We start from the raw sequence: 17,019 nt of genomic DNA on the forward strand, positions 1-17,019 counted from the left end.
CAGCACCCCGGCGCTTTACCGGTGGGCACCGCGCCGGGTGGCGACGGAGGCCGTACGCCGGCGACCGCACCGCTCGACGCCGGGCCGGACGCCGCCTCCGCCAGGCCTGTTGACGGTACGTCCGCGGACACCGGCACCCCCACGTCCCGCGCCCCGGGCGGCGGCGGTACGGCGACCACGGCGCCGCCCGCGACCCGGTCGGCGACCCCCACCACGGGGCCGACGGCCTCTGCTTCGGCCTCGCCGTCGGCGTCGGCGACGTCGAGCGGCGGCCTGTGCCTGGGCGTGATCATCATCAACGTCTGCATCGGCGGGTGACGCGGAACCGTATCGCGTGTTCCTCGCATCCCCTTGGGTAGGTCGGAAAGGCACCATTCTCGGCACTGGGGGACAGGAGGGTGGCAATGGCCCGTTGGCGGGCGCTGGGGGATGATCTGGACCCGCAGATCAGGGAGTTCACGGCCCTGCTGCGGCGCCGGATCGAGCGCAGCGGGGTGAGCATCACGCAGCTCGCCGAGGCGACCGGCTACAGCCGGAGTTCGTGGGAGCGCTATCTCAACGGCAGGCTCCTGCCGCCCAAGTACGCCGTCGTCGCTCTCGCCCAGGTGACCGACACCGAGCCCACCCACCTCACGACGCTCTGGGAACTGGCGGAGCGCGCCTGGAGCCGTGCGGAGGCCCGGCACGACACGACGATCCAGGCGCATCTGGTGGCCGAAGCGCGGGCCGCCCTGGGGGAGTTCGGGCCCCCGCCGGATGTCGGCGGGGGCGAGCCGCCGCGTAGGGGGCGGCGCCCGGGGCGCCGGCGGGCGCTGCTCTTCCTCACCGGGGTCGCCGTCGTCGTGCTCGCCGTCCTCGGCGCGACGTTCCTGCTCCGCAGCCCCTCCGCCCCCGAGCGGGCTGCCGCCACGCCCTCACCGTCCCTTTCGTCCTCCGTCTCGGCCCAGAGCCTCCCAGCCGGCGTCAAATGCGCCGGCGACCCCTGCACCGGCAAGGACCCCGAGGCCATGGGCTGCGGCGGCAAGCACGCCCGCACCGCCGCCGCCACCTGGGTCGGCGGCTCCTACGTCGAAATGCGCTACAGCCACACCTGCGGCGCCGTCTGGGCCCGCATCTCCGCCGCAGGCCCCGGCGACACCATCTCCGTCACCGCCGCCGGCGCCACCCAACGCACCCGCATCGGCGACTCCGCCGCCGCCTACACCCCCATGCTCGCCGTCTCCGCGCCCTCCGCGGCCCGGGCTTGCGCCACGCTCACCACGGGTGCCCACGGCTGCACGGCGCGCGGCGCCTGACCCCCACCCCCGACCCCCAACCCGCCCGCACCCGGCGACGGCGCGCACCACGACGGTGCCTGGCTTGGGTTGCGTCGGCGCCTGCGGGCCTGTGGCCGGGTTGCGCCAGCCCGTTCCTCCCCAGACTTCGTGCAGGGGACCCCCGGCGGAACGTTCTCCCACAACCCGGCGGGAAAGCGCCCGGCGCGAAGCGAGGGTGGCCGGGGCCACACATGGGTAGGGGAGCGGGGGTGCGGCGGGCGGGTATAGCCTGGCCTGGGTCTCTTGATGCCGAGAGATCCACGTTCCCGGGGCAGAGGGACGCTGCCGGGGCGGCCAGGGTTCCAGCAGGAGAAGGCCAGGAGAAGGCAATGACTCGCACCCCCGTCAACGTCACCGTCACCGGAGCGGCAGGCCAGATCGGCTACGCGCTGCTCTTCCGTATCGCTTCCGGCCAGCTGCTCGGCGCGGACGTGCCGGTGAAGCTGCGCCTGCTGGAGATCACGCCGGCGCTCAAGGCCGCCGAGGGCACCGCCATGGAGCTCGACGACTGTGCGTTCCCGCTCCTCCAGGGCATCGACATCAGCGACGACCCGAACGTGGCCTTCGACGGCGCGAACGTAGCCCTCCTCGTGGGCGCCCGCCCGCGCACCGCCGGTATGGAGCGCGGCGACCTGCTCTCCGCCAATGGCGGTATCTTCGGCCCGCAGGGCAAGGCCATCAATGACAACGCCGCGGACGACATCCGCGTCCTGGTCGTCGGCAACCCGGCCAACACCAACGCGCTGATCGCGCAGCACTCCGCGCCCGACGTCCCGGCCGACCGCTTCACCGCGATGACCCGCCTGGACCACAACCGCGCGATCTCGCAGCTGGCGAAGAAGACCGGCGTGCCGGTGAGCGAGATCCGCCGCCTGACCATCTGGGGCAACCACTCCGCCACCCAGTACCCCGATATCTTCCATGCCGAGGTCGCCGGCAAGAACGCCGCCGAGGTCGTCAACGACGAGAAGTGGCTCGCCGAGGACTTCATCCCGACCGTCGCCAAGCGCGGCGCCGCGATCATCGCGGCCCGTGGCGCGTCCTCGGCCGCGTCGGCCGCCAACGCCGCCATCGACCACGTCTTCACCTGGACCAACGGCACCGCCGACGGCGACTGGACCTCCGCCGGTGTCGTCTCCGACGGCTCCTACGGCGTCCCGGAAGGCCTCATCTCCTCCTTCCCGGTCACCGCCAAGGACGGCAAGTTCGAGATCGTCCAGGGCCTGGACATCAACGACTTCTCCCGCGCCCGCATCGACGCCTCCGTCAAGGAGCTCGAAGAGGAGCGCGCAGCGGTGCGCGAGCTCGGCCTGATCTGACGCCAGATCCGACCCGTAACACCCTGACGGCCCGTCAACGCACCTTCAAAAAGGTTGCGTCGGCGGGTCGTTGCGTTCCCTACAATGTGACCCACGCAACGGCAGTTCACATTCGGGGGACGAGTGGAACAGGGCAACGCAGAGTACGTACCGACGGTGGCCGCAACTCCACCGTCACCGCCACCGCTGCCCGCGCAGCGCGCCACGCCGCCTGCCGTGTCGCCGGCGCGGCATCCCGCGCACAGCGAGGCGACCCGGCTGCTCTGTGCCGGGGTGTACCTCGACTCGGGCTTCCGGAGCCGGGTCATAGAGGAACTGGTGGAGCACGAGGAGCGCCCGGTTGCGCCCTCCCTGGGGGTGGATGCCGTCCCGGTGCTGGCGCACGCGCTGCGGGCCAGGACCCAGGAGTGGCAGACGGCGGCGCTGCTGTTCGCGGTGTGGATCGGGTTCTTCTGGATGAACTTCGCCGCCTCGGACGCGTCGCTGAGCTCGACCTCGTACGACCGGTACACGGGGGCGCCGTCCTCGTCCCTGGACTGGACGGGTTTCGCCGGGCAGGCGCCCTGGGCGCTCGCGTACGCGTGGATCTGCCTGCAGCTCTTCCTCGCCCGGGTCATCGGCGGCCGCGGCACGGCGACGTACGTGGTGGAGCGCGACAAGTCGAGCCGGGCCGGGATTCCCCGGTGGCGCAGCTGGGTGGCCCGCTACTTCATCTTCTGGGGCTGGTTCTCCGCCGTCGTGTACTGGATTGCCGCGATCGTCGCGGTCAGCCAGGGAGACGCGCCCGAGGGGCTGCTCTTCCCGCTGCTGATCGCGGGTGTGATCGCATGGCACCGCTATCGCATCGCCGCCGTCTTCCGTCATGAGCTGAGCCCCGAGTCCTTCGAACGGCTGCCGCGTGCGCCGCTTCCGGCCGGCGAGCGCTATCAGCGGATCGGTGCGGCGATCGACCGGGAGCAGCACTCGGCGTTGATGATCTACGACCCCTTCCGGCCGTTCATCGGTGCGGGCGAGACGTACGAGCCGTGGTCCTTCGCCCTGGAGCTGAAGCGCAAGAAGCCCGAGGGCAGGTCCGACCGGCTCACCAGCCGCCAGGTGCTGGACCTGATCAGGCCGCAGCTGGAGCGGCTGCGGGACGCGTCCGCCGCCACCAGCCGGGACCGGCTGAAGGATCTGGAGCTGGAGGAGTGCGTCTTCCTGCCCGCAGGGCCCCCGCGCGGCCAGATCTCGTACGCTCCCGACGAGGTCGCCCGGCACATCGAGGGGTCGGTCGACGAGGGTGCCGAGGCCCGCCGCCTCTTCCTGCGGATCCGGGTCGGGGCGTGGGACGAGCAGGTCGTCACCACCATCCTGGTCCGGGTGCACACGCAGGGCGGAATGCTCGTCCTGGAGGTCGTTCCGCACGTCCTGAGCCCGATCCGCGCCGAGTACAAGCGTGGCGACGCCATTGCCGCCCAGAGCGGCGGCGGGGCGCTGCGCGAAGCCGTACGGGCGCTGTTCACCAGTCCCACCGCGAGCGTCGCGTCCGCCTTCTCGGCCGGGCGGACGATCGCCGGCACCTTCCGGCTGTGGCTGTCCGACCCGCGCCACGCCCTGCCGGACGCCCCGGCGGCATCGGTGCGGGAACTCGGCAGTGTGCCGGGCGTGTGGCTGTTCCAGGAGATGGACATCAGCCGGTACGTGAAGACGGTCCAGGACCGCATCGTCAACGGCGTGCGCGAGGCGCTGCGTTCGCAGGGTTACGAGACCGGCGAGTTCGAGCAGCAGGTCGTCAACGTGGCGGGCGGCGGCGTCTTCATCGGCGGATCGATGAGCGGCGGCGCGATCGCCAGCGGCGCGGCCGCGCAGGCCAACGCGGGGGGAAGCAGCAGCGCATGACGCAGCAGAATGATCACGAGAACGACGAGGACCAGGCGGGTGGCGGAGGGCTCTTCGTCGGCGGCTCGGTCACCGGCGGCGCCATCGCGACCGGCCGGGAATCCCGCGCGACCGACAGCAGCAAGAGCACCGGCGCCGCCCCGGTCGCCGACCTGCCCGCGCCCGTCGCGCCGCCGTCGGCCGTGCCAGGCGGCGGGGCCGTGGTCGGCGGCCATGTCACGGGCGGCGCGATCGCGGCCGGCCACGGCAGCAAGGCGGTGTACGACGCTCAGCGCGCGGACGGCCGCCACGAGGAGCTGCTGGCCGCCGTGACGCTGCTGCGCCAGCACCTCGGGCTGCTGACCCCCGGTCCCGAGATCGACGAGGTCGACGGCGAACTCGCCGGGGTCGAGGACGAGATCACCCGCACCGGACGCGCCGAGCCGACCAGGCTGGAGCGGCTGCGCGAGCGGCTGACCACCGGCAACACGGCCCTCGCCGGGCTCCAGTCGGCGGTGGCCGTCGCGGTGGCGATCCGGGGGCTGCTGTCATGACCGCCCGCTGGGACGCGGACCGCCAGCGCTGGGCGAGCCCGGACGCCTCCCCGTCCCCCGGACCCGTCCCTCCGCCCGTGCCACCTGCGCCGCCAAGCCCCTACGGCCCGTACGGTCCCGGTCCCTACCCCGAGCCGGTCGTGCCTCCGGGGCGGCGGCTGTCGCCCCCGCTGCTGGCGGCGCTGGCGGTGGCCGCCGTCGGCGTGCTGGTCGCGGGCGGCCTGTGGCTGGCCAAGGACGACCCGAAGCCGCAGCAGCCGCTGGCGGGCGGCTCGTCCAGCGCGTCCGGCTACGCCGAGCCCCCGGACACGTACACGTACACCGCTTCCTCGTCCCCGTACGAGAGCGGGAGCCAGAACCCGACCGAATCGGCGTACCCGACGCTCCCGGACGGCTACCAGGCCGTCACCGACGACAAGGGCTTCTCGCTGTATGTGCCGGTCGGCTGGAAGCGGGTCGTCGCCGGCGACCAGATCTACTACACCCCCGACAACAAGAAGAAGCATCTGATCCAGATCGGGAGCGACGCCGCCAACGGCAGGACCCCGTACGAAGCGCTCCAGGCGGTCGAGTCCGCGGACCTCTCCAAGCGCGCCGACTACCAGCAGATCAGCTTCCAGGTGACGGGCACGGACGCCAACACGGACGCCTCGGCGCCGGCAGAGCTCGAATACTCCTACACCAACACAAAGTCCGGGCCCCGCAGCGCGATCGACCACGCCTTCCTCAGCAGCGACGGCAGCACCATCTTCTACGTCCTGGTCGCCGGCCCGAGCGACGAGTGGACCGACACGCAGGCGGTCTTCGCCAACGTCATCGGCTCCTTCTGCGACGGCGTCGACCCCTGCTCGGGCCAGGACTGACAGGGGCTGATCAGCGGATCGCGGACAGCAGCCCGCACAGCGCTTCCAGCGCACCCGCGAAGGCGTGCTCGGGCGGGGTGCCGTAGCCGACGACGAGCGCCTGGCCGGCGGCGCCCTCCTCGCCGCCCAGCGCGTCGAGCCCCTGCAGGGCGAGGCCGCGCTGGGCCGCCCGTGACACCAGGTACGCCACCGGCGGGGCGCCGGGCGGCAGTTCGAGCACGGCGTGCAGTCCGGCGGCGATGCCCGACACGCGTACGCCCGGCGCCCGTTCGGCCAGGGCGGCGGTGAGGCGGTCGCGGCGGCGCCGGTAGTGCAGCCGCATCCGCCGCACATGGCGGTCGTACGCGCCCGAGGCGATCAGCTCGGCCAGCGTCAACTGGTCGATGACCGGCGAGACATGATCCGCCAGCCGCTTCTGCGCGACCACCGCGTCCAGCAGGGCCGGCGGCAGCGCCAGCCAGGCCAGCCGCAATCCGGGCGCGAGGCTCTTGCTCGCGGTCCCGGCGTACACGACGTGCTCCGGGGCGAGCCCTTGCAGGGCGCCCACCGGCTGCCGGTCGTACCGGAACTCCCCGTCGTAGTCGTCCTCGATCACCACGCCCCCGCCTGCCCGGGCCCAGGCCACGGCCGCCGTCCGCCGCGTCGGCGACAGCGGCACCCCCGCCGGGAACTGATGCGCCGGCGTCAGCAGCACCGCGTCCGCCCGGGCCTCCCTCAGACCCTCGACCCGCGCCCCGTCCCCGTCCACCGGCAGGGATACGGTCTCCAGCCCCGCCAACCGCAGGATGGTCCGCGTATCCGGATACCCCAGGGCCTCCACGGCGATCCGCCGCGCTCCGTGCTCTGCCCGCAGGGCCCGGCCCAGCAGCCCGGCGGCCTGCACGAACCCCGTGCACACCACCATCAGCGCCGGTTCCGTCCGCACCCCGCGCACCCGCGCCAGGTACTCCGCCAGCGCCCCCCGCAATTCCGGCCGCCCGCGCGGGTCCTGGTAACCGAACGCCTCGTTCGGCGCCGCCGCGAGCGCCCTGCGGGCCGCCGCCGCCCACGCAGCACGCGGAAACGCCGACAAGTCCGGCGACCCCGGCCGCAGGTCGTACGCGTACCGCTCACCCCCCGCCCGCTCCGGAACCGCCGCCGCTGCGCGCTGCGCCGCCGCCCCCGCTCCCGCCGCGACTCTCGTCCCCGAGCCCTGCCGCGCCGTCAGCCACCCCTCCGCGACCAGCTGCGCATAGGCGTCCGCCACCGTGTTCCGCGCCACCCCCAAGTCCGCCGCCAGCACCCGCGTCGCCGGCAACCGCGTCCCCGCCGCCAGCCGCCCATCCCGTACGGCCTCCCGCAGCGCGCCCTCCACAGCGACCCGCGTCCCGCCGCCCGCCGTCAGCTCCAGATGGAGGTCGACCCCTGAATTGGCCCAGTCGTTCACGCCCCAATTGGACCACGGCCCAGGGCCTTTACGGGCCTAGCTTGGACGCATGACGACATCCACCAGCCCCACCCGCATCAGCCTCTCCAAGGCCGCCCCCGACTTCTACAAGGCCATGATCGCTCTCGACGACGCCGCCTCCGCCGGCCTCGACCCCGCAGTCGCCGAACTCGTCAAGATCCGCTCCTCCCAGCTCAACGGCTGCGCCTACTGCCTCGACATGCACAGCGCCGACGCCCGCAAGCTCGGCCTCTCCGAGCAGAAGCTCTACGCCGTCGCCGTCTGGCGCGAAGCCCCCTTCTTCACCGACCGCGAACGCGCCGCCCTCGACCTCGCCGAAGCCGTCACCCTCCTCGGCGACCACGGCGTCCCCGACCCCACCTACGCCGAAGCCGCCCGCCTCTTCGGCGCCGACGAACTCCCCCGCCTCCTCGCCATGTGCATCACCATCAACGCCTGGAACCGCATCGGCGTCTCCACCCGCCTGACCCCGGCCCTGCGCTAGGGCTGCGCCCCGCCTTCCGGGTTGTGGGAGAGCGTTCTGGGGGGAGGAATCGGGAACCCCGGCCCCCAGCCCGAGGCCGCCGACGAAGCCGTCGCGGCTCCCAGCGGGGGCGTGGCGGTGCCCCGAACCCAGCCGTAGCGCTGCGGGGGCGGCGGAAAGACGGTGTGGGTGGGGGAGAGCCACCGCGCTAGGGCTGCGCCCCGCCTTCCGGGTTGTGGGAGAGCGTTCTGGGGGGAGGAATCGGGAACCCCGGCCCCCGGCCCCCAGCCGAGGCCGCCGACGAAGCCGTAGCGGCTCCCAGCGGGGGCGTGGCGGTGCCCCGAACCCTGCGGAAGCGCTGCGGGGGCGGCACAAAGGGGGGCGGGGGAGAACCACCGCCACTACGCGGGGGGCGGCTCGCCGAAGCGGGCGAGGGCGAGGGCGCCGAGGAGGGCGAAGGCGAAGCCGGCGGCGGCGAGGGGGGCGAGGCCGTCGCGGGTGCGGTCGCCGAGGGCGGCGATGCCGACGAGGGCGGGGCCGATCGTCTCGCCGATGACCATGCCGGCGGTGGCGGCGGTCACCGACCCCCGATGCAGTGCGGAGGTCAGCAGCAGGAAGGCCGCGCCGCCGCCGATGAGCAGGGCGTACGTCGCCGGGTTGGCCAGCACCGCGCTGGGGGCGAGGTCATCGATGAGCCGGACGGCGACCTCGACCACGCCGAAGCCGAACCCCGCGCCCAGCCCCAGCGCGGCGGCCCGCGCCCGCCCCGGGAGCCGCCCGGCCGCCCCGCCGACCGCCAGCACGGCGACCGCCGCGCAGAGCACACCCACACGCAGCGCGGTGTCCCCGGACCCCTTGCCCTCCGCCCCCGAGGCGAGCCCCAGCATCGCCAGGCCGCCGCAGACCGCCGCCACCGCGCCCCACTCGGCCCCCGACAGCCGCACCCGGAGCAGCCGCGACGCGGTCACCGCGGTGACGGCCAGGCTCGCCGCGAGGGCCGCCCCCACCGCGTAGATCGGAAGCCGCCGCAGCGCGATGATCTCCAGCACGAAGCCCACGGCATCGAGGCCGAGCCCGGCCACGTAACGCCACTGCCCCAGCGCCCGCACCAGCAGCCGCGCGTCGACCCCCGAGCCGCTCCCGGCCTCCGCCGCCCGCGAGGCGACCGCCTGCAGCACCGACGCCACGCCGAAGCAGACCGCCGCCCCGAGGGCGCACACCATCCCGATCAGCACGCGGCGAACCTAACCCGAGCGAGAGGGGCGCCAAGAAATCGGTCCATTCCGATCAGCACGTCGCGTCAAGCACCGCCCGCAGTTGGCCGAGCCCCCAGTCGAGGTCTTCCTTGGAGATGACGAGCGGCGGGGCGAGCCGGATGGTCGCGCCGTGGGTGTCCTTGACGAGGACGCGGCGGTCCATGAGGTGCTCGGAGATCTCCCGGCCGGTGCCGCGCTCCGGGGCGATGTCGACGCCGGCCCAGAGGCCCCGGCCCCGTACCGCAGTGACGGCGCCGGTCGCGGCAAGCAGGCCCAGCTCGTGGTGGAGGTGGTCGCCGAGCTCGGTGGCGCGTTGCTGGTACTCGCCGGTGCGGAGCATCGCGATGACCTCGAGCGCGACTGCGCACGCCAGCGGGTTCCCGCCGAACGTGGAGCCGTGCTCGCCGGGCCGGTAAACCCCCAGGACATCGGCCGAGGAGACAACGGCCGAGACCGGCACGACACCGCCGCCCAGGGCCTTGCCCAGCACGTACATGTCCGGCACGACGCCCTCGTGCTCGCACGCGAAGGTGCGCCCGGTGCGCCCGAGGCCGGACTGGATCTCGTCGGCGATGAAGAGCGTGCCGCGCGCGGCCGTGAGCGCCCGTACGCCCGCCAGGTACCCGAGCGGAGGCACGAGGACGCCGGCCTCGCCCTGGATGGGCTCGAGCAGTACGGCCACCGTACGGTCGTCGACCGCCGCCTCCAGCGCGGTGAGGTCGCCGTAGGGGACGACCTCGAAGCCGGGGGTGTAGGGACCGAAGTCGGCGCGGGCCTCGGGGTCCGTCGAGAAGCTGATGATGGTGGTGGTGCGGCCGTGGAAGTTGTCGGCGGCGACGACGATCTTCGCCTGGCCGTCGGGCACGCCCTTGACCCGGTAGCCCCACTTACGGGCCGTTTTGACGGCGGTCTCGACCGCCTCCGCGCCGGTGTTCATGGGGAGGACCATCTCCATGCCGCAGAGCGTGGCCAGCTCCGTACAGAATTCCGCGAAGCGGTCGTGGTGGAAGGCGCGCGAGGTGAGCGTGACGCGGTCCAGCTGGGCCTTGGCCGCGGTGATCAGCCGCTGGTTGCGGTGGCCGAAGTTGAGCGCCGAATATCCGGCGAGCATGTCCAGGTAGCGGCGGCCCTCGACGTCGGTCATCCACGCACCCTCGGCGGAGGCGACGACGACCGGGAGGGGGTGGTAGTTGTGCGCGCTGTGAGCCTCGGCCGCGGCGATGTGCGCGCCGGAACCATTCGTCACGTGGGGCACCTCGGTCACGTCGATTTCTCCGTTCGCGGTACGCAAGGAGTCATTTCTATCGTCGCTCACCCGGAATGTGCCGAACCCCTCCGGTGAAACCCGCTTGGTAAACTTCCCCCGAGCCGTGACTGGCGCGCTGGGATGGGGACAACCATCGGGGAGCGGCTCAGTACACAGAGCCGTGCGCCTGGGCCGTCCCGCTGCTGTCGAGGAGGTCCCATGCCCGCGAACCTGAACGACCCCAACGACCCGAGGGCGACGACGCCCACCCGGGAGACCGTCGCCTATCGCAACGCTCTGGACGTCATCCGTGGCGTCGAGCCGCGTGTCGCGGACGCCATCGGCCAGGAGCTCGAGGACCAGCGCTCCTCGCTCAAGCTGATCGCCAGCGAGAACTACGCGTCCCCGGCGACCCTGCTTGCGATGGGCAACTGGTTCAGCGACAAGTACGCCGAGGGCACGATCGGCCGCCGCTTCTACGCCGGCTGCCGCAATGTCGACACCGTCGAAGCGCTCGCCGCCGAGCACGCCCGCGCCCTCTTCGGCGCCGAGCACGCCTACGTTCAGCCGCACTCGGGCATCGACGCCAACCTGGTCGCCTTCTGGGCCGTGCTGTCCCAGCGTGTCGAGAGCCCCGCGCTCAAGCGTTCCGAGGTGCGGCAGGTCAATGACCTGACCGAGCAGGACTGGGCCACGCTGCGTGCCGAGTTCAACAACCAGCGGATGCTGGGCATGTCGCTGGACGCGGGCGGGCACCTCACCCACGGCTTCCGGCCCAACATCTCGGGCAAGATGTTCGACCAGCGCAGCTACGGCACGGACCCGGTGACCGGGCTGCTGGACTACGACGCGCTGCGCGAGACCGCCCGCGAGTTCCGGCCGCTCATCATCGTGGCCGGCTACTCCGCCTACCCGCGCCTGGTCAACTTCCGCATCATGCGCGAGATCGCCGACGAGGTCGGCGCGACCCTCATGGTCGACATGGCGCACTTCGCGGGTCTGGTCGCCGGCAAGGTGCTCACCGGCGACTTCGACCCTGTACCGCACGCCCAGATCGTCACCAGCACCACCCACAAGTCGCTGCGCGGCCCCCGGGGCGGCCTCGTGCTGTGCCAGGAGGAGCTGGCCGAGCACGTCGACCGGGGCTGCCCGATGGTGCTGGGCGGCCCGCTCCCGCACGTCATGGCCGCCAAGGCCGTGGCGCTGGCCGAGGCGCGGCAGCCGGACTTCCAGGACTACGCCCAGCGGATCGTCGACAACGCCGCCGCCCTCGCCGAGGGCCTGCTGCGCCGTGGCACCACGCTGGTCACCGGCGGCACCGACAACCACCTCGTGCTTGCCGACGTCCAGTCGTACGGCCTCACCGGCCGGCAGGCCGAGACGGCACTGCTGGACTCCGGGATCGTCACCAACCGCAACTCCGTCCCCCATGACCCCAACGGCGCCTGGTACACCTCCGGCATCCGCCTCGGCACGCCCGCGCTCACCACGCGCGGCCTCGGCGTGACGGAGATGGACGAGATCGCCGGGCTGATCGACACCGTCCTGCAGAACGCCGAGCCCGCCACGGCCGCCAGCGGCAAGTCCTCCAAGGCCCAGCACACCCTGGACGCCGCCGTCGCCGAGCAGGTCGCCAAGCGCGCCGCCGACCTGCTGGCCGGCTTCCCGCTCTACCCGGAGATCGACCTGAGCTGACGCACCGTACGCGGTGGATGCCGGAGCAGGACCCGGGACCTGAGAGAATGAATGCCATGACCTTCGATCGACCCCGTGTGCTCTCCGGCATCCAGCCCACCGCAGGTTCGTTCCACCTGGGGAACTACCTGGGTGCGGTCCGACAGTGGGTGGCGCTCCAGGAGACCCACGACGCGTTCTACATGGTCGTGGACCTGCACGCGATCACCGTCCCGCAGGACCCCGCCGAGCTGCGCGCCAGCACCCGGCTCGCCGCCGCCCAGCTACTCGCGGCCGGGCTCGACCCGGAGCGCTGCACGCTGTTCGTGCAGAGCCACGTCCCCGAGCACGCCCAGCTCGGCTGGGTGTTGAACTGCATCACCGGCTTCGGCGAGGCGTCCCGGATGACGCAGTTCAAGGACAAGTCGTCGAAGCAGGGCGCGGACCGGTCGACGGTCGGCCTGTTCACGTACCCGATCCTCATGGTCGCTGACATCCTGCTCTACCAGGCGAACGTCGTGCCCGTCGGCGAGGACCAGCGCCAGCACATCGAGCTGACCCGCGACCTCGCCGAGCGCTTCAACACCCGCTTCCGCGAGACCTTCCCCGTGCCGGCTCCGTACATCGTCAAGGAGACGGCGAAGATCTACGACCTGCAGGACCCGACCGCCAAGATGAGCAAGTCCGCGCCCTCGCCCAAGGGCCTGATCAACCTCCTCGACGATCCGAAGGTCTCCGCGAAGAAGATCAGGAGCGCGGTCACCGACACCGAGACCGTGATCCGCTTCGACGAGAAGAACAAGCCCGGCGTCAGCAACCTCCTCACGATCTACGCCACCCTCACCGGTACCGGAATCCCGGAACTGGAGCAGAAGTACGAGGGCAAGGGCTACGGTGCGCTGAAGAGCGACCTTGCGGAGGTGTACGTGGATTGGGTCACACCCTTCCGCGAGCGCACCCAGGAATACCTGGGCGACCCGGAGACGCTGGACTCGGTTCTGGCCAAGGGCGCGGAAAAGGCCCGCGCGGTGGCAGCCGAGACACTGGCCAAGGCATATGACGCGGTCGGCTTCCTGCCCGCCAAGCACTGACCCGAGCACTCAGCCGGGCTGAGCCGAGCACTCAGCCGGGCTGAGCCGAGCCGAACGGGGACCGGACAGAATTTACGTCCCGTGCGGGTGTGACGTACGACGCTCGTCCTTTCGCCGGTGCGAGAGTCACACTTGCAGCGGGTATTCGCGACGACCTAGGGAAGGGGTGAACGCGTGGGATACCGCACAATCGGCGTATCGATTGCGGTCCCGGAGCCCTACGGCAGCCTGCTCCAGCAGCGGCGCGCCGGCTTCGGGGATCCGCTGGCGCATTGCATCCCCACCCATGTGACGCTGCTGCCCCCCACCGAGGTTGCGTCCGAACGGATGCAGGTTGTCCGCGAGCACCTGGCGGCCGTCGCCGCCGCGGGCCGTGCTTTCCGGATGCGCCTCGAGGGCACCGCCACCTTCCGGCCGCTGTCGCCGGTCGTGTACGTGGGGCTGGCAGACGGCGTACGCGAGTGCAACGAGCTCCAGGAGCGGGTCCGCTACGGGCCGCTCCGGCGCGAGCTGCAGTTCCCGTACCACCCGCACGTCACCGTCGCCCACTGCGTCTCCGAGGAGGCGATGGACCGGGCGCAGCTTGAGCTCGCCGACTTCAGCGCCGCCTGGAGCGCGAACGGCTTCGCCCTTTACGAGCAGGACGACGCCGGCGTGTGGCGCAAGGTGTGCGAGTACCCCTTCGGCTCGGCCGGGCCCGCCGCCGGGCCGCGCACGGTCGTGCCGCAGCAGCACGGCGCGGCCGCCATGGACGCGGCGGGGGCGCCACCCGGCTGAGAGCCTGTCGGGTGACCTCTGATCGGGCGGCCACGCCTCCCCCAGCCTGGCGGCTGGGAGGTGCCCCCAGGCACGCACGCTTCCGGCGTTGCCGAAATGTCCTAGTAGCTCTCCCCCAGCCTTCGGCCGGGAGGTACCCCCACCCCCAAGCTCTCGGCTTCGCTCGAGCAGGGGGGACCCCCATCGAGGACATCCTCCCCCAGCCTGGCGGCTGGGAGGTGCCCCCAGCGCCTTGGAATCGCACGCACCAGACCGCGTCCGCTCTCCGATCGAAGGTCATCCGACAGGCTCTGGGCCGCCGGGGCAGTCGGTCGTGGACCGCCCGCGCCGCTAGGGCCTGTCCGGCCGGTCTTCGCGGCGTCGCGGGGCCTGGCACCAGCGCTCGCGGCGTTGTCGTCGGTCGACGACGTCCCCCAGCCTGGCGGCTGGGTGGGGGTCCTCCCCCTGGCTTCGCCGGGGGGAGGACCCCCACCGGCCGAAGGCTGGGGGAGTGCCCCCACCGCCTTGCGATCGCAGAGGCCATGCCCCGCTCCTTCTCCCACGGAGATCGGCCGGACAGACCCTAGAGTGCACGTCGTGACAGAGGGTAGGCGCGACGTATGGACTGGCTGACACGGCTCCCGGTGATCGGGCCCTGGGCGACGCGGCTCATGCGGACCCACGCCTGGCGCGCGTTCGAGCACCTGGACAGCGTGCACTGGACCCGGCTCGCCGCCGCCATCACCTTCACCAGCTTCGTCGCGCTCTTCCCGCTGCTCACCGTGGGCGCGGCGGTCGGCGCGGCCCTGCTGACCCCCGGGCAGCTGAAGCAACTGGAGTCCAAGCTCAGCGAGCAGGTCCCGGGCATCGCCAACCAGCTCGACATCAACGGCCTGGTGACCAACGCCGGCACGGTCGGCGTCATCGCCGGTGTCCTGCTCGTCGTCACCGGCATCGGCTGGGTCGGCTCCCTGCGCGACTGCCTCCGCGCCGTCTGGGCCAAGGACAACGAGCCCGCCAACCCCTTCCTCCAGAAGCTCGCCGACGCCGGCGTACTCATCGGCCTCGGCGCCGTCGCCCTCGTCTCCGCCGCCTGCTCGGCCTTCGCCACCTCCGCCGTAGGCTGGGCCGCCCGCCACCTCGGCCTCTCCGACCACGGCCCCGGGCGCGTCCTGCTCGCCGCCGTCGGCTTCTGCATCGCCGTCGTGGTCGACTTCGTCCTCATCACCTACCTCCTCACCTGGCTGCCCCGCGTCACCCCGGCCCGCCGCGCCGTCCTCATCGCCGGCCTCATCGGCGCCGTCGGCTTCGAGCTCCTCAAGATCCTGCTCAGCGGCTACATGCAGGGCGTCGCCACCAAGAGCATGTACGGCGCCTTCGGCGTCCCCATCGCCCTGCTCCTGTGGATCAACTTCATCGCCAAGCTGCTCCTGTACTGCGCCTCCTGGACGGCCACCCAGCACATCGGAGGGATCCAGGCGTACGAGCAGACACGCGAGCGCCGCCGGGCGCGCGAGAAGCCGGCGGCCGCCGAACTGCCCCTCACCGCGCCCGGGCGGTGATCAGCGGTAGAGCTCGGCGGGTCCGGGGCGGGTGGGTGATCTGCCACAGCGACTGCGCCAGGGCCATGGCCGTGGTGACGAGGTCGCGGGCGTCCTCGTAGCGGAGCTCCGGGAGCGCGGCGGTGATCGTCTCGGCGATGTCGTGCGCCGCCGAGGACAGGCGCTGGGCGCACGTGGCCCACTCCGTCGACTTCGGGCTCCAGGTGCCGGCGGGGGCGGCCGACCGGGCTACCGGGTGAAGGCGAGTGTGCCGAGGCCGCCTCGCGACCCGTAGGCCGTCAGTAGCTGCGGCCTCCGGGCAGCGGCCAGCGCCTCCGTACGAGCAAGCCGATGGCGGCGACGACGGCCATGGAGCCGACGGCGACGGCGAGGGCGATCCACATGCCGCCGGTGGTGGAGTCGGCGGAGACGGACGTAGCGGAGGCGGGATTGCCGGAGGCGGAGGGGGACGCGGCGGCGGAGGCGGAGGCGGCGGCCTGGGCGGACTTGGGGGCGACGAGCGTGCCGACGGGGGTGACCTTGCCGGAGGCGGAGGCATTGAAGCCCCAGTCGAGGAGCTGGGCGGCCTCGTCATAGACCTTGTCGTGTCCGGAGGCCGGATGCATGACCGTGACCAGGAGGGTCCGGTTGCCGCGCTGGGCCACGCCGGTGAAGGTGTTGCCGGCCTTGCTGGTGTAGCCGTTCTTGACGCCGGCGAGGCCCTTGTAGGGGGTGAGGGAGTAGTCGCCGACGAGGAGGCGGTCGGTGTTCTGTATCTCGAAGGTCGACCGGGTCCTCTTCTTCCCCTTCTTGGCCTTGTTCCAGTCGCCGGGGAACTGGGTGCGGACGGTGGAGCAGTACTCGCGGAAGTCGGCGTTCTGCAGGCCCTCGCGGGCGAAGAGCGACAGGTCGTACGCGGACGACTGCTGGCCCGGCATGTCGTAGCCGTCGGGGGAGATGACCGTGGTGTCGTTCGCCTGGAGGTCCTCGGCCTTGCGCTGCATCTCCTGGACGGTCTCGTCGACGCCGCCGTTCATTGCGGACAGGACGTGGACGGCGTCGTTGCCGGAGCGGAGGAAGACGCCGAGCCAGAGGTCCTTGACGGTGTAGGTCAGACCTTCCTTGATGCCGACGAGACTGCTGCCCTCTCCTATGCCGTCGAAGTCGGAGGTGACGACCTTGTGGGTCTGCGTCTTGTCGAACTTCGGCAGAACCGTGTCCGCGAACAGCATCTTGAGGGTGCTGGCAGGGGGGAGCTTCCAGTGGGCGTTGTGCGAGGCGAGCACCTCGCCGCTCTCGGCGTCGGAGATGATCCACGACCGGGCCGTGATCTTCTTCGGGAGGGCGGGGGCGCCGGGCTGGAGGATGGCCTGGGTGCCCGGTTTGCCGAGGGCCGCGCCGCCGACGGTCGACATGGAGGCCGGCGGAGTCGGCGTCGGGGAGGGGCTCTTCGCGTACGCGGCGGGGGCGGTGGCCAGAGCGGTCCCGCAGGTGAGTGCGAGGGCGGACAGGGCCAGGGCAGGACGGCGCGCGGCGCGAAGAGGTATGGGCACGGGGGAGAACGTACAGGGCCGAACTGAGAATCCGGCAGCGGTGGGGGCGGATCTTGGCCGTGAGCAGTCCCACGCCCCCCGGA

15 protein-coding genes, 1 pseudogene and 1 riboswitch are annotated in these 17,019 nt (G+C 72.2%); of the genes and pseudogenes, 10 read left to right on the plus strand and 6 right to left on the minus strand.

The genetic code is table 11. The features are described from left to right. Positions 1-308: pseudogene (locus tag EFK10_RS29510) on the minus strand (hypothetical protein); the annotation flags it as partial. Between the two features lie 96 nt (positions 309-404). On the opposite strand from EFK10_RS29510, the gene EFK10_RS29515 reads away from it, so the two are divergent. From EFK10_RS29515 to EFK10_RS29535, 5 genes are all read left to right on the plus strand, one after another. After that, the gene (locus tag EFK10_RS29515; RefSeq protein WP_127358708.1) at positions 405-1,295 is read left to right on the plus strand and encodes an XRE family transcriptional regulator; all 891 of its coding nucleotides are present in this window, start codon (positions 405-407) and stop codon (positions 1,293-1,295) included. A gap of 350 nt (positions 1,296-1,645) precedes the next feature. Beyond that, entirely contained in the window at positions 1,646-2,635 is a 990-nt protein-coding gene (locus EFK10_RS29520; RefSeq protein WP_127358709.1) for a malate dehydrogenase, read from the plus strand. A 156-nt stretch (positions 2,636-2,791) separates the two neighbouring features. Next, entirely contained in the window at positions 2,792-4,513 is a 1,722-nt protein-coding gene (locus EFK10_RS29525; protein WP_240677546.1) for a hypothetical protein, read from the plus strand. Next, the gene (locus EFK10_RS29530; protein WP_127358710.1) at positions 4,510-5,046 is read left to right on the plus strand and encodes a hypothetical protein; all 537 of its coding nucleotides are present in this window, start codon (positions 4,510-4,512) and stop codon (positions 5,044-5,046) included. The genes EFK10_RS29525 and EFK10_RS29530 overlap by 4 nt, the downstream gene beginning before the upstream one ends. Next, positions 5,043-5,909 carry a hypothetical protein gene (locus EFK10_RS29535; RefSeq protein ID WP_127358711.1) on the plus strand — a complete coding sequence of 289 codons (867 nt, stop codon included), beginning with the start codon at positions 5,043-5,045 and terminating at the stop codon, positions 5,907-5,909. The genes EFK10_RS29530 and EFK10_RS29535 overlap by 4 nt, the downstream gene beginning before the upstream one ends. A 10-nt stretch (positions 5,910-5,919) precedes the next feature. Here the strand turns inward: EFK10_RS29535 and pdxR are convergent, their stop codons facing one another. Further along, the gene (gene pdxR / locus EFK10_RS29540) at positions 5,920-7,335 is read right to left on the minus strand and encodes a MocR-like pyridoxine biosynthesis transcription factor PdxR (protein ID WP_127358712.1); all 1,416 of its coding nucleotides are present in this window, start codon (positions 7,333-7,335) and stop codon (positions 5,920-5,922) included. A gap of 49 nt (positions 7,336-7,384) precedes the next feature. Between pdxR and EFK10_RS29545 the strand changes: the two genes are divergently transcribed. Further along, positions 7,385-7,840 carry a carboxymuconolactone decarboxylase family protein gene (locus EFK10_RS29545; protein ID WP_127358713.1) on the plus strand — a complete coding sequence of 152 codons (456 nt, stop codon included), beginning with the start codon at positions 7,385-7,387 and terminating at the stop codon, positions 7,838-7,840. Positions 7,841-8,220: 380 nt separating this feature from the next. On the opposite strand, the gene EFK10_RS29550 is transcribed toward EFK10_RS29545, so the two are convergent. Together EFK10_RS29550 and rocD are read right to left on the minus strand one after the other, a co-directional pair. After that, entirely contained in the window at positions 8,221-9,042 is an 822-nt protein-coding gene (locus EFK10_RS29550; RefSeq protein WP_127358732.1) for a hypothetical protein, read from the minus strand. A 64-nt stretch (positions 9,043-9,106) separates the two neighbouring features. After that, positions 9,107-10,321 (minus strand): ornithine--oxo-acid transaminase, encoded by a 1,215-nt coding sequence (gene rocD / locus EFK10_RS29555; RefSeq protein ID WP_127358714.1) that lies wholly within the window; start codon positions 10,319-10,321, stop codon positions 9,107-9,109. Between the two features lie 114 nt (positions 10,322-10,435). After that, positions 10,436-10,521, plus strand: a riboswitch (ZMP/ZTP riboswitch). Between the two features lie 19 nt (positions 10,522-10,540). Between rocD and EFK10_RS29560 the strand changes: the two genes are divergently transcribed. The 4 genes from EFK10_RS29560 (at position 10,541) to EFK10_RS29575 (ending at position 15,404) form a co-directional block, all read left to right on the plus strand. Continuing rightward, positions 10,541-12,016: a glycine hydroxymethyltransferase gene (locus EFK10_RS29560; RefSeq protein WP_127358715.1), complete on the plus strand. Its 1,476-nt coding sequence runs from the start codon at positions 10,541-10,543 to the stop codon at positions 12,014-12,016. Positions 12,017-12,072: 56 nt separating this feature from the next. After that, positions 12,073-13,086, plus strand: coding sequence for a tryptophan--tRNA ligase (gene trpS, locus EFK10_RS29565; protein ID WP_127358716.1), 1,014 nt, complete (start codon positions 12,073-12,075; stop codon positions 13,084-13,086). Positions 13,087-13,260: 174 nt separating this feature from the next. Beyond that, on the plus strand, positions 13,261-13,863 hold the full coding sequence (locus tag EFK10_RS29570; RefSeq protein WP_127358717.1) for a 2'-5' RNA ligase family protein: 603 nt from the start codon (positions 13,261-13,263) through the stop codon (positions 13,861-13,863). A gap of 599 nt (positions 13,864-14,462) precedes the next feature. Continuing rightward, positions 14,463-15,404 (plus strand): YihY/virulence factor BrkB family protein, encoded by a 942-nt coding sequence (locus EFK10_RS29575; protein WP_127358718.1) that lies wholly within the window; start codon positions 14,463-14,465, stop codon positions 15,402-15,404. On the opposite strand, the gene EFK10_RS53505 is transcribed toward EFK10_RS29575, so the two are convergent. Together EFK10_RS53505 and EFK10_RS29580 are read right to left on the minus strand one after the other, a co-directional pair. Beyond that, the gene (locus EFK10_RS53505; RefSeq protein ID WP_407647170.1) at positions 15,385-15,564 is read right to left on the minus strand and encodes a hypothetical protein; all 180 of its coding nucleotides are present in this window, start codon (positions 15,562-15,564) and stop codon (positions 15,385-15,387) included. The genes EFK10_RS29575 and EFK10_RS53505 overlap by 20 nt on opposite strands. A 118-nt stretch (positions 15,565-15,682) precedes the next feature. Next, a complete protein-coding gene (locus EFK10_RS29580; RefSeq protein WP_240677547.1) occupies positions 15,683-16,936 on the minus strand; it encodes a D-alanyl-D-alanine carboxypeptidase family protein in 1,254 nt (417 codons plus the stop codon). Between the last annotated feature and the right edge of the window lie 83 nt (positions 16,937-17,019).

It is taken from the genome of Streptomyces soli, from assembly GCF_003999195.1.
Taxonomy (GTDB): Bacteria; Actinomycetota; Actinomycetes; order Streptomycetales; family Streptomycetaceae; genus Actinacidiphila; species Actinacidiphila soli.

What these genes read in the sequence shown, in the direction of transcription:
- EFK10_RS29530 (WP_127358710.1), top strand. Translation starts at nt 4,510, where the DNA reads ATGACGCAGCAGAATGATCACGAGAACGACGAGGACCAGGCGGGTGGC.
- EFK10_RS29535 (WP_127358711.1), top strand. Translation starts at nt 5,043, where the DNA reads ATGACCGCCCGCTGGGACGCGGACCGCCAGCGCTGGGCGAGCCCGGAC.
- EFK10_RS29545 (WP_127358713.1), top strand. Translation starts at nt 7,385, where the DNA reads ATGACGACATCCACCAGCCCCACCCGCATCAGCCTCTCCAAGGCCGCC.
- EFK10_RS29560 (WP_127358715.1), top strand. Translation starts at nt 10,541, where the DNA reads ATGCCCGCGAACCTGAACGACCCCAACGACCCGAGGGCGACGACGCCC.
- trpS (WP_127358716.1), top strand. Translation starts at nt 12,073, where the DNA reads ATGACCTTCGATCGACCCCGTGTGCTCTCCGGCATCCAGCCCACCGCA.
- EFK10_RS29515 (WP_127358708.1), top strand. Translation starts at nt 405, where the DNA reads ATGGCCCGTTGGCGGGCGCTGGGGGATGATCTGGACCCGCAGATCAGG.
- EFK10_RS29550 (WP_127358732.1), bottom strand. Translation starts at nt 9,042, where the DNA reads ATGGTGTGCGCCCTCGGGGCGGCGGTCTGCTTCGGCGTGGCGTCGGTG.
- EFK10_RS29575 (WP_127358718.1), top strand. Translation starts at nt 14,463, where the DNA reads ATGGACTGGCTGACACGGCTCCCGGTGATCGGGCCCTGGGCGACGCGG.
- EFK10_RS29520 (WP_127358709.1), top strand. Translation starts at nt 1,646, where the DNA reads ATGACTCGCACCCCCGTCAACGTCACCGTCACCGGAGCGGCAGGCCAG.